Raw genomic sequence first — 10674 nt, 5'->3', positions numbered from 1 at the left:
GGGGTGCGCGGCCGGTCGCCGCCGCCGCGGTCATTCCTTGCCTCCGTGCCCGTACGCGGCGGATGCCGCCTTGTCCCCCGCTCCGGACCCGGGGGCGTCCGGCCCGGTCAGCCGGGCCCACATGCCGGGGTCCTGACGGAACATGCGGTCCTTCACCTGGGTGGGGCGCACGCCCTTCGCGACGCTCTCCAGCCAGTCCCGTGCAAACGCGTCGGCGTCGAGCGTCCGCACCGTCAGCGCGTCGAGGCGGCCTCCGGCCCTGGCGGAGCGGTAGCCGGAGGACGCACGGCCGAGCTCGGCGTCCAGCGCCGTGGCGAAACGTTCCTTCTCCTCCTGGGTCCACCGCGCGCTGCCGGCCACGGCGAAGGTGTACCGGGGTACGGCGCCGCCCTCGGACGCCACCCGGCAGGCGGCGTTGCGCAGCTCCAGGCCCGTGGTGCCGCCCGCGACCGAGAGCGCCCGGATCACCTGCGCGTCGCGCAGCCGCTCCCCCGCCGCGTCGGAACGGGTGTTGCGGCCCCCGTACTCCAGGCGGGGCACACCCCGGTCGTGGTCGACGACACGGACGACGTCCCCCACCGCATAGCGGTACATCCCACCGATATGGCTGAAGACGACGTGGTACTCACGGCCCTCCTCCAGCTCGCCCGGCCCCAGCGTCGGGGTGTCCGGGGTCAGGTCGGCCTCGGCGTCCGCGAATTCGTACACGGCGGCGGTCGCCACCAGGTGTCCGCCCGAGGCGTGCCGGTCCAGCGCCACGCCGACCGGCCCCTCCGAAGCGGCGACCGGCGCCGGCAGGAGACTCACTCCCGGTCCGAACTCCGCACGCAGCCGCGGCAGGTAGAGCGACGCCACTCCGGTCGTCCAGCAGAAGATGGCACGCATGTTGGGCCAGATGTGAGCCGGGCGCACGGTGCCGAAGTACTCGGCCAGCTGCTCCAGCCGGGCCGCCCGCTCCGGCGCCCCCGGCCCGTACGGGTGCCCGCCCAGCGTCCCGTCGCGGACCTCCTTGACGATCCGCGGCCACCACAGGTTCAGCTGGTACGGAAGGGCCGCGACCATCGCCGGGTTGATGCCGATGACGCACCGCACATCGCTCTCCACGGCCAGCCGTAGCCGCAGATACATCTTCTCCACGTGCTCGCCCGCCCCGACCGGCACCGGCAGGACACCCCACGGCGCCGCCGTGCCGGGCTCCGCCGACAGCGGTTCGCCGAACCGGGCCCCGAAGTCGACCTGGCTGGCGCCGACGTGCGGGTCGCCGGACGCCGTGGTCGGCGGGGCCGACAGCGGGTCGTGCTTGAGGTTGAGGACCGCGTCCGGGCGGGTGAGGACGTCGGGGAAGTGCTCGGCGAGCGGCGCCCAGGCCGCGTAGTAGAAGGGGAAGAAGGTGGTGCGCATGAAGGCCGGGGTGACCGGGATCTTCTTGTGCGCACCGGTACTGCCGCTGCTGGTGAAGTACACGGCAGGCCGGTCGGCGGTCAGCACCCCCTCCTCGCCCGCGGCCATCCGCTCGATCCACGGCTCGTGCGCCGCGTAGTCCTGGATGGGTACGGCCTTACGGAAGTCGTCCAGGGAACGGATGCCGTCGAAGCCGTGGCGGCGGCCGAAGGCCGTCTCGGCGTTGAACTCCAGCAGCCCGCGCAGCACCTGCCGCTGAGCCGCCTCCACGTCCGCGAAGGAATCGATCAGCCGCGCCCGTTCCGCGAAGACCCGCTCACGGTAGCGCCGCAGCCGCTCCTCGCCGCCGGGCTGCCCGACGGTGCCTGTGGTCTCAGTCGACGTCATCATGCAGCGCCTTTCGTACGGCGCCGACGGTCTGGGCGACGCCGTCCTGTTCGTGGACCACGTTCACCGGAAGGTGCGCGATCTCCTGGAGCAATGCGCGGTGCAGGTCACTCTGATAGCTCTCGAAAGCCTCCGGCCCGGCCCGGTCCCCGTAGTACTCCCAGTCGTTGGCCTCGGCTCCCTCACCGCTGCGCAGCCAGGCCGTGCGCGGGGACACATCCAGGTAGACCACGCTGCGCGGCTGGGGAAAGGAGCGCCACCACGCGTAGAGGGGGGAGTCGTCCAGGCCCGCGAGCCGGCACTTCGCCAGGATCTTGTAGTAGTAGGAATCCACCAGCACCGGACGCCCCCGGGGAGCGCGCAGCACCTGGTCGCGCAGGTGCACCACGGCGGTCTGCATGACCGTGGCCATGAAGTCCAGGGAGTAGGCCGTGCCCAGTGCGGTGGTCACGTCGGTGAACAGGTCCCGCCGCAGTCGGCGGATCAAGGAATGCTCCGGCGCCAGCAGAGCACCGTCCGCGGAAACCAGACACCGCGACGGATCGGCCTCCGCAAGCGCGTGCACCACGGAGGACTTACCCGCGTGGTCGGGCCCCAACAGGACATCGAACAACGGCGGTTCTGTCGGCTTGCGCATCTCTTCTCCCCCTCAGGCTGATGTCGGGCCGGTAACCCCTGCACCAACCGGAACAGTTCGGCATGCCTTGCGAAGACGACCGTGCGGCCACGGCCCCACACGACGTACGCACCACCTCCACCACGAACCTCCCGGCAGCACGCGCGGCCATGCCCGATGGGAGCGGGCTGCTTCCCCGGCGACCGGAGGGCCGGGGGCCGGGGCCGGGCACTGGACGCCGGCAGACGAGGGCCCGAACGCCGGACGCGGGCAGGCGGACACGGGTGGGACACGGGCGGATGGGTACGGAGGACCGGGCGCGTGCTCACGGACAGCCCGTACCGGATATCCGGGCGCCGGTCGAGACCGAACTGCCGGAGCGTTCCCGCCTCGTCGCCGACTCCGGTCATGGCCACCTTGATCCCTTCATCTGCCGAGGATGGCAGGAAGAGAAGTGGCAAAATCACCAGTCTACTGAGGCCCGCGACCACATCTTCGCCAGGTCCACCAAACCCACACCACCGACACCACAGGCCCATCCCAGGGCCCCCGCAACTGGCCGCCCCCTCTGGGCCGTCGGCACCGTTCCCGCCGCCGGAATCATGCTGGCTTTTGATGTCGACAAGTCCGTGTCCGAGTGCCGCGCCCTGACGAACCTCGCGGGCAACAGCGTCGTCGCTCGTCTCGCCTGCTGGGGCCGCGTCCTCGACAGCACGCGGGGCAACCAGGTCCTACGTACGGGAAGGCCGTGGCCCGAGACGCCCGTGGGGGCTCCGGACGCCCCCAAGCGCCCCGCTTCAGCGACGGTTCGCACACGTCGCTGACCCCACCGGGCCGGCTGGCATGATCGTCCCCTGATGGAAGGAGACGGCATGGAACACTTCATACGCCCCGAGGGCGCTCCGCCGGTCAACGGCTACAGCCACGCGGTGCGTTTCACCGGAGCCATGGTCGCGGTGTCGGGACAGGTGCCGGTGAACGGCGACGGCGCGGTGGTGGGCGCGGGCGACGCCGAGGCGCAGGTCCGGCAGGTGTACGCGAACCTGGCCACCGCGCTGGAGGCGGCGGGCTCGGACCTGGGACACGTCGTCAAGCTGACGGTGTACCTCACCGACCTCGACGACCTGGCCGCGTTCCGCCGGGTGCGGGACGAGCACCAGGACGCGCAACGCCCGCCGGCCTGCTCGCTGGTGCGGGTCGCCGGACTGGTGCACCCGGACTTCCGGGTGGAGGTCGACGCGCTGGCCGTGGCGCCGGACTCCGCCACGGCCTGAGCACGGGCGTTGTGGCCCGGCGTCTCAGCTGCTGGTCAGGGTGCGGCCGAAGAGGGGCAGCAGGCGGTCCCAGTGACGCTGCAGTGCGGAGGGGTCGAAGGCCCCGGTGTCGGACATGGTGAAGCCGTGGATGGCGCCGGGGTAGGTCTCGGTGGTGTAGTCGACACCCGCGGCGTCCAGTGCCTGGTTGAGTTCGCTGATGCCCTCGGGCGTCAGGTCGCCTTCGGCGAGGCCGAGGTGGACCTGTGCGGTGAGCCGGGGGACGAGGCGGTGCGGGCTGTCGGGCGCGTCGGTGACCAGGGCACCGGGGTGGAATCCGGCGACGGCGGCCACCTTGTCGGGGTGGGCGGCCGCGGTGCGCATCGCCAGGACGGCGCCCAGGCAGTAGCCGACCAGGCCGACCGGCCCGTCACCGACCTCGGGCTGGGCGGTGAGGAACCTCAGGAAGGCGTCGGCGTCGCTCAGGACACGTTCGGTGGTGTGCGCCTCGATCAGGGGCATCAGCTGGGCGAAGACCGCGGACCGGTTCTCTTCGCCGATGTGCTCGGGAAGTTCGGCCACCGGGGCGGGGCCGTGCCGGTAGTAGACGTTGGGTACGAGCACGTAGTACCCGTGCTCGGCCAGTTCGCGCGCCTTCTTCTCCAACTCGGGCCGCAGACCGAACGCGTCCATGTACAGCAGCACCCCCGGGTGCCGCTCGCCGCTGTCGGGGCAGGCGGCGAAAGCGTCGGCGCGGCCGTCCGCGGTGGGGATCTGAACTGTCTTGGTGGGCAAGGTCTTCCTTCCTTGAAAGTTCACTCGATGAACGTTTATGACACTAACGTTCTCGACCGCGAGCGAACGTACATCGTTAGGTGGACTAACGCAATGGGTAGAATTGACGCCATGATCAGAGCCGAAGCCGCGGGCCTGCCCGACGACGGCGCGCCCCGGACGCCCGACCGGCTGCGCCGCCTGCCGAGCCGGCTGCTGTCCCAGCTGACCGCGCGGTCGGACCGGCTGATAACCGAGGGGCTGCTGGCCCGCGCCGACGCCCGCAAGTGGCACTACGCCGTGCTCGCCTCACTGCAGGAATACGGGCCGGCCAGCCAGGCGGAGCTGAGCCGGCGCACCGGCATCTACTGCAGCGACATGGTCGGGGTGCTCAACGAACTGGCCGAACGCGACCTCGTCCGGCGGACGCCCGACCCCGACGACCGGCGCCGCAACATCATCACGATCTCCGCGCCGGGCCGCCGTCAGCTGCGCCGTCTCGACAAGGCCCTGGACGCCCTCCACGACGAACTGCTCGCGCCGCTGGACCCTGCCGAGCGCGACCAGTTCGTACAGCTGCTCACCCGCCTGCTGGACCACCACTCCTGAAACTCCCGGCACTCCTGAAGCTCCCGGCACTCCTGAAGCTCCCGGCCTCGCGTGGCGGCCTCCCGCCTACGCGGTCAGTGTCGCCGTGGCGATGTCCAGGAAGTCCAGAACGGGGCCCGCGCAGGCGCTCTCCGGTACCGCCAGGCAGGTCTCGACGGGCAGGGCGTCGGTGACGGGCAGGTAGACGAGGTCGGGGCGGGAGTAGGAGCCCGCGACGCTGACGGGGACGAGCGCGAGGCCCTGCCCGGAGGCGATGAGCTCGAACTTCTCCTCCAGTGAGGACGTTCGCCGCGTTCTGACGTCGAGGACCGGCTCACCGTCGAGATCGGCCGAGGTGAGGGTGCGGCGGCCGGCCAGCGGATGTGTCACGGGCAGGCACGCGACCTTGGTCTCACGGCCGACGGGGACGGTGCGCAGCCCCGCGTCGTCGAAGGGGTGCCGGAGGTATCCGATGTGCGCGCGGCCGTCGCGAAGCGGCGCGTCCTGCTCCCACCAGCGCAGCGGGAAGACATCGATCTCGACCTCCGGATGGCTCGCCGTGAACGCCCGGATCGCTTCCGACACGTGCAGGCCGGGAGAGAAGGCGATGACGAGCCGCTGTTCGCCGCGCGCGGCCTCGTGCACGCGCCGCAGCGCCGTGGCCACCACCGCGGTGATGCTCCGCGCCTCGTCGTACAGCCGCTCCCCCGCGGGAGTCAGCTCGACGCTGCGCGTGGTCCGTGTGAACAGCAGGCAGCCCAGCTCCTGTTCGAACGCGCGGACCTGCCGGCTGAGGACCGGCTGCGCGATGAACAGCGCCTGTGCCGCCCGGCCGAAGTGCCGGTGCTCGGCCACCGCGACGAAGTAACGGAGTTTCCGCAGATCGAGATCCAGGTCCAGATCCATGCCCTTACGGTATCAATGTGATCGGAAGAGTATTGGACGTGCGGCCGCGGCGCTCGGAGACTTCTCTCATGCTCGTCATCACCACTGCGACGGGCGGCATCGGCAGCCAGGTCCTGCGCGGTCTGCTGGAGACCGCTCTTTGCGTGCCCGAGGCAGCGAACCGTCAGACGCACCATGGACGTCAGCCCCTCGTCGACACGCGGCGCGCCCCGGGCGGGAGCCCCGGCGCCGGCGATTCCCGCACCGCGCGGACCACTCACCCGACCACCTTCCGCAACTGGTGCGAGCAGGTACGCGAACCGATCGTACTCGGCTGAACGCGACCGCTCCCGCACCACACGCTGCCGCGATTGCCCCCTGAAGCGACCGTCCACCGGCGAACGACCGCCGGCCGGCCACGGCCGCGCACGGGGCTTCGCGGCAGCTCCCACCCACGACAGGAATCACATGACTGGCAGCACCGGCCACACCGACACCCGCAAGACCGCCCTCGTCGTCGGGGCCTCCCGGACCCTGGGGCTCGCGCTCGCGGCCGAGTACCTGCGCCGCGGCTGGGACGTCATCGGCACGGTCCGCGGCAGCGGGCGCACCGGCCTGCACGACCTGGCCGAGGCGTCCGGTGGGCGGCTGACCGTCGAGTCACTGGAGATGACCGATCCGGACCAGATCTCGGCGCTCGGCGACCGGCTGGCACGACGCACCCTCGACCTGCTCTTCGTCAACGCCGCCATCACGCGCGGCGACCTCCCGATCGGCGAAGTACCGACGGACATGTTCACCGAGGTAATGATCACCAACGCGCTCAGCCCGATGCGCGTCGTGGAATCCCTGCGCCCCCTGGTCGCGCCGGCCGGGACCATCGGCATCATGTCGTCCGACCAGGGAAGCATCGCCCTGAACACCGACGGCGGGCAGGACCTGTACCGGGCCAGCAAGTCCGCGCTGAACCAGCTGATGCGCAGCTACGCCGCCCGCTACGCCGACGACTCCCGGACGCTGCTGCTCATGGACCCGGGCTGGGTACGCACCGAACTCGGCGGCCCCGACGCCGAGCTCAGCGTCGACGAGAGCATTCCCGGGGTCGTGGAGACGATCGAGCGCCACCAGGGGAAGCCCGGTCTCCACTTCGTCGACCATCAGGGGCAGGTCGTGCCCTGGTAGACGCCGCGAGCTGCCCCTGCCGGGATCGGCCGTGCCGAACGACTCCCCCTCCCGGCGGGGCAGCCCCGGCGGGGACAGCCTCCGCAGCCCCGCCGCCACCGCCCGTCACCCCGTTCACGCGAAACCGAGCCCCGGGTCAGCGCCGACCAGCTCGCAGCAGGCGTCCCACAGCCGCGCCGCCACGGCGCCGTCGTCCAGATGGCTCCAGACCGGCTCGGTCCGGGGCATCCCGCGCAGCCCGAAGACCCTGGGGCCCCACAGCTGTCCGCCCGTCGCCATCGGGTCGAGCACGGCCCGCACCACGGGCCACGCACCGGCGTCCTTGCCCTGGACGAGCAGGCCGGCGGGCAGACCGCGCAGCCGCTCGCCGGAGGTCCGTACGTGCAGCGGCGGGCGCGAAGGCGTGAGGGAGTCGAGCGCACCGCCGGGGTGGGCCACCAGGCTGCGCACGGTACTGCCGGTGGCGCGCAGACGGCGGTCGAGGTCGAGGCCGAAGTACATCTGCGCCAGCTTCGACCGCCCGTAGGTCCGCTTCGGCCGGTAGTCGTCCCCGGTGGACTGCAGGTCGTCCAGATCGAGCCGCTCGGACTTCGCCGCGAAGCTGCCCACGGTCACGACACGGGCGGCCGGCGCGGCCGCGAGCAGCGGTGCGAGCCACCCGGTCAGCGCGAAGTGGCCGAGGTGGTTGGTCCCGAACATCAGCTCGTGGCCGTCCCCGGTCTCGCGGCGGGGCGGATCGTCGAGCGCCACCCCGGCGTTGTGGACCACCGCGTCGAGGTGATCGAGTGCGAGCGTGTCCGCAGCGGCCTTGAGAGACCCCAGGTCGGCCAGGTCCAGCCGGATGTGGCGGACGCGGGCGCCGGGGACGCGGGCGCGGATACAGGCCTCGGCGACCTCGGCCTTCGCGGGGTCGCGGCTGCCGAGGACGACGGTGGCTCCGGTTCCGGCGAGCTGTTCGGCGACGAAGTAGCCGATGCCCGCGTTGCCGCCGGTGACCAGGAAGGATTTGCCCTCGGCGGACGGCAGCCGGTGCACGTCCCAGGGCCGGGACGACGGTTGGGGGCGGAACGGGGCCTGGGGCCGGCTCGCATGCTCCGGCTGGTTCGGATGCCGGGGCCGGTTGGCGCGCTCGGACCGGTTCGCGTGCTGGGGCCGGTTCGGAGGCTGGGTTTCGGCAGGCATGGTGACTCCTCGGTCGTGTCTCGGAAGCCGCCGGGCGGCGACGGGGTGCCCCGTCCGCTCCGGCGCCGGGCCTCCCGTACACCAAGATCGCAGCGGCCACCGACACGACGCCGACACGGTTCCTACAGACCTGCGCTCCGTGACGCCGGTCCGTACACGGCCGCGGCGCGTACACGCCTGAGGCCCGTACACGGCCGCGGCCCTTTACGCGCCGCAGCCCGCCGCCGGACGTGCTGCCCGCCAACGGCCGGTCCCTTCCTTCCTTCCTTCCTTCCTTCCTTCTGGGAAGATCACACAGGGATGCGAGGATGGGCGCCATGGACATCCTGCGCAGGAACAACGTCACCGTCACCGGTAACCCGGAGGGACCGACGGTAGTACTGGCCCACGGCTTCGGCTGTGACCAGAACATGTGGCGGCTGACGGTCCCTGCCCTGGCCGACACCCACCGCGTGGTGCTGTTCGACTACGTCGGCTGCGGCCGCTCCGACCTGTCGGCCTTCCAGGAGGACCGGTACGCCCGCCTCGGCGGCTACGCCCAGGACGTGGTGGACGTCGCCGAGGCCCTCGACCTGCGCGGGGCCGCCTTCGTCGGGCATTCGGTCAGCGCGATGACCGGCGTGCTCGCCGCCCAGCAGGCCCCGGAGCGCTTCGGCGCGCTGGTGATGATCGCCCCGTCCCCGCGCTACATCGACGACGAGGGCTACCGCGGCGGCTTCACCGCCGCGGACATCGACGAGCTGCTGGCCTCGCTCGACTCCAACTACCTGGGCTGGTCGGCCGCCATGGCGCCGGTGATCATGGGCAATCCGGAGCGCCCCGAGCTGGGCGAGGAGCTGACCAACAGCTTCTGCGCCACCGACCCCGACATGGCCCGCGTCTTCGCCCGTACCACCTTCCTGTCCGACTCCCGCGACGACCTGAAGACGGTCGAGGTGCCGACGCTGGTGCTGGAGTGCGCACAGGACGTGATCGCTCCGCGCGAGGTCGGCGCGTACGTGCACGCGCAGATCCCCGGCTCGACGCTGGTCACCCTGGACGCCACCGGCCACTGCCCGCACCTGTCCGCTCCCGAGGCCACCAACCAGGCGATCACGGGCTTCCTGGCGGGGCGGCGACGATGAGCCGCACCGGGCAGGAGGAACCCGACCCGAACGGAACGGGCGACGACGACACCACGGACGCCACGTTCGCCGCCCTGCTGGAGGACAGCGCCGAGGAGCTCTACGACTCCGCGCCCTGCGGCTACGTCTCGACGCTCATGGACGGCACCGTCGCGAAGGTCAACGCCACCCTCCTGCACTGGCTCGGTCTGGCCCGGGAGACGGTGGTGGGGCAGCTGCGGTTCACCGACCTGCTCACCGTGGGCGGCAAGCTCTACCACGAGACGCACTTCGCACCGCTGCTGCGGATGCAGGGCGAGATCAACGGCATCGCCCTGGAGATCAAGCGCGCCGACGGGACACGGATGCCGGTACTGGTCTCCTCGACCGTCAAGTACGGCAGCGAGGGCGAGCCCCTGCTGATCCGTACGACCCTCTTCGACGCGCGGGACCGCCGGGCGTACGAGGAGGAACTGCTGCGGCGGCAGCAGGAGGCCGAGGCGGCCCGCAAGCGCGCGGAGGCCGACCGCGCCCGGCTCCAGGAGGCGCTCGCCGCCCTCCAGCAGAGCCTGCTGCCCACCGTGCTGCCCGAGATACCCGGGCTGGAAGTGGCCTCGTACTACCACACCGCCTCCCCCGACCGGCTCGGCGGCGACTTCTACGACCTGTTCGCCCTGGACGGCAAGCGCTGGGCCTTCTTCCTCGGCGACGTGAGCGGCAAGGGCCCCCGGGCCGCCGCCCTGACCTCACTGACCCGCTACACCCTGCGCGCCGCCGCCCTGCACGACCCGGAGCCGGTGGCCACCCTGGCCACCTTGAACACGGTCCTGCACGAGCGGTACACCGGCGGCGACCCGCGCTACTGCACCGCCATATTCGGCGTCCTGGAGCCCGACCGGGACAGCGGAGAGGTCACCGTAAGGCTCGCCTCCGGCGGCCACCCTCCGGCACTGCTCCTGCGCGCGGACGGCTCCTGCGACTTCCTGCCCACCCCGGGCGGGCTGCTCGTCGGCGTCCTGCCCGAACCGCACTTCGTCACCGCGACCGCCACCCTCGCCCCGGGCGACAGCCTGCTGCTGTACACCGACGGCCTCACCGAGGCCCGTACCGGCCCCGACCGCGCCCTGTACGGGGACGAGGCCCTGCGTACGTTCGCCGCCGGGCACACCGGGTCGCCGCCGCGCGCCGTGATCCAGGCGCTCACCGTACTGCTGGACGGGTTCGGCGACGGCCTGGACGACGACACGGCCCTGCTGGCCCTGGGGGTACCGGCCGACACGGCCCCCTGAACCAGCATCTGTCC

At 71.8% G+C, this 10674-nt stretch carries 11 protein-coding genes; 6 read left to right on the top strand and 5 right to left on the bottom strand.

The window, feature by feature from the left end:
• Nucleotides 1-30 precede the first annotated feature (30 nt).
• Together ACFV57_RS20745 and ACFV57_RS20740 are read right to left on the bottom strand one after the other, a co-directional pair.
• On the bottom strand, nucleotides 31-1791 hold the full coding sequence (locus tag ACFV57_RS20745; RefSeq protein ID WP_385234061.1) for a GH3 auxin-responsive promoter family protein: 1761 nt from the start codon (nucleotides 1789-1791) through the stop codon (nucleotides 31-33).
• Nucleotides 1775-2425: a hypothetical protein gene (locus ACFV57_RS20740; RefSeq protein WP_385234058.1), complete on the bottom strand. Its 651-nt coding sequence runs from the start codon at nucleotides 2423-2425 to the stop codon at nucleotides 1775-1777. Before ACFV57_RS20740 ends, ACFV57_RS20745 begins: the two co-directional genes overlap by 17 nt.
• A gap of 851 nt (nucleotides 2426-3276) precedes the next feature.
• Here ACFV57_RS20740 and ACFV57_RS20735 point away from each other — a divergent pair.
• Entirely contained in the window at nucleotides 3277-3678 is a 402-nt protein-coding gene (locus ACFV57_RS20735) for a RidA family protein (RefSeq protein WP_385234055.1), read from the top strand.
• A 24-nt stretch (nucleotides 3679-3702) separates the two neighbouring features.
• Here ACFV57_RS20735 and ACFV57_RS20730 read toward each other — a convergent pair whose 3' ends face one another.
• On the bottom strand, nucleotides 3703-4452 hold the full coding sequence (locus ACFV57_RS20730) for a dienelactone hydrolase family protein (RefSeq protein WP_385234052.1): 750 nt from the start codon (nucleotides 4450-4452) through the stop codon (nucleotides 3703-3705).
• A 111-nt stretch (nucleotides 4453-4563) separates the two neighbouring features.
• On the opposite strand from ACFV57_RS20730, the gene ACFV57_RS20725 reads away from it, so the two are divergent.
• Nucleotides 4564-5040 carry a MarR family winged helix-turn-helix transcriptional regulator gene (locus ACFV57_RS20725; RefSeq protein WP_385234049.1) on the top strand — a complete coding sequence of 159 codons (477 nt, stop codon included), beginning with the start codon at nucleotides 4564-4566 and terminating at the stop codon, nucleotides 5038-5040.
• Nucleotides 5041-5106: 66 nt separating this feature from the next.
• Here the strand turns inward: ACFV57_RS20725 and ACFV57_RS20720 are convergent, their stop codons facing one another.
• Nucleotides 5107-5913, bottom strand: coding sequence for a LysR family transcriptional regulator (locus ACFV57_RS20720; protein WP_385234135.1), 807 nt, complete (start codon nucleotides 5911-5913; stop codon nucleotides 5107-5109).
• Between the two features lie 80 nt (nucleotides 5914-5993).
• Between ACFV57_RS20720 and ACFV57_RS20715 the strand changes: the two genes are divergently transcribed.
• Entirely contained in the window at nucleotides 5994-6242 is a 249-nt protein-coding gene (locus ACFV57_RS20715; protein WP_385234046.1) for a hypothetical protein, read from the top strand.
• 130 nt (nucleotides 6243-6372) lie between these two features.
• On the top strand, nucleotides 6373-7086 hold the full coding sequence (locus tag ACFV57_RS20710) for an SDR family NAD(P)-dependent oxidoreductase (RefSeq protein WP_385234043.1): 714 nt from the start codon (nucleotides 6373-6375) through the stop codon (nucleotides 7084-7086).
• 114 nt (nucleotides 7087-7200) lie between these two features.
• On the opposite strand, the gene ACFV57_RS20705 is transcribed toward ACFV57_RS20710, so the two are convergent.
• Nucleotides 7201-8268 (bottom strand): SDR family NAD(P)-dependent oxidoreductase, encoded by a 1068-nt coding sequence (locus tag ACFV57_RS20705; RefSeq protein WP_385234040.1) that lies wholly within the window; start codon nucleotides 8266-8268, stop codon nucleotides 7201-7203.
• Nucleotides 8269-8585: 317 nt separating this feature from the next.
• Here ACFV57_RS20705 and ACFV57_RS20700 point away from each other — a divergent pair, with 317 nt between their 5' ends.
• Nucleotides 8586-9392, top strand: a complete 807-nt coding sequence (locus ACFV57_RS20700; RefSeq protein WP_385234132.1) for an alpha/beta fold hydrolase — start codon at nucleotides 8586-8588, stop codon at nucleotides 9390-9392.
• Nucleotides 9389-10660, top strand: a complete 1272-nt coding sequence (locus tag ACFV57_RS20695) for a PP2C family protein-serine/threonine phosphatase (protein WP_385234037.1) — start codon at nucleotides 9389-9391, stop codon at nucleotides 10658-10660. The genes ACFV57_RS20700 and ACFV57_RS20695 overlap by 4 nt, the downstream gene beginning before the upstream one ends.
• Nucleotides 10661-10674 lie beyond the last annotated feature (14 nt).

Source organism: Streptomyces sp. NPDC059788 (genome assembly GCF_042732265.1).
GTDB lineage: Bacteria > Actinomycetota > Actinomycetes > Streptomycetales > Streptomycetaceae > Streptomyces.
The sequence above is the reverse complement of the archived record's forward strand: the minus strand, read 5'-3'. Positions and strand labels throughout refer to the sequence as shown.

Bases quoted from the DNA above. Each gene is read 5' to 3' on its own strand.
- ACFV57_RS20745 (WP_385234061.1), bottom strand. From the start codon at position 1,791: ATGATGACGTCGACTGAGACCACAGGCACCGTCGGGCAGCCCGGCGGC.
- ACFV57_RS20740 (WP_385234058.1), bottom strand. From the start codon at position 2,425: ATGCGCAAGCCGACAGAACCGCCGTTGTTCGATGTCCTGTTGGGGCCC.
- ACFV57_RS20735 (WP_385234055.1), top strand. From the start codon at position 3,277: ATGGAACACTTCATACGCCCCGAGGGCGCTCCGCCGGTCAACGGCTAC.
- ACFV57_RS20725 (WP_385234049.1), top strand. From the start codon at position 4,564: ATGATCAGAGCCGAAGCCGCGGGCCTGCCCGACGACGGCGCGCCCCGG.
- ACFV57_RS20715 (WP_385234046.1), top strand. From the start codon at position 5,994: ATGCTCGTCATCACCACTGCGACGGGCGGCATCGGCAGCCAGGTCCTG.
- ACFV57_RS20710 (WP_385234043.1), top strand. From the start codon at position 6,373: ATGACTGGCAGCACCGGCCACACCGACACCCGCAAGACCGCCCTCGTC.
- ACFV57_RS20705 (WP_385234040.1), bottom strand. From the start codon at position 8,268: ATGCCTGCCGAAACCCAGCCTCCGAACCGGCCCCAGCACGCGAACCGG.
- ACFV57_RS20700 (WP_385234132.1), top strand. From the start codon at position 8,586: ATGGACATCCTGCGCAGGAACAACGTCACCGTCACCGGTAACCCGGAG.
- ACFV57_RS20695 (WP_385234037.1), top strand. From the start codon at position 9,389: ATGAGCCGCACCGGGCAGGAGGAACCCGACCCGAACGGAACGGGCGAC.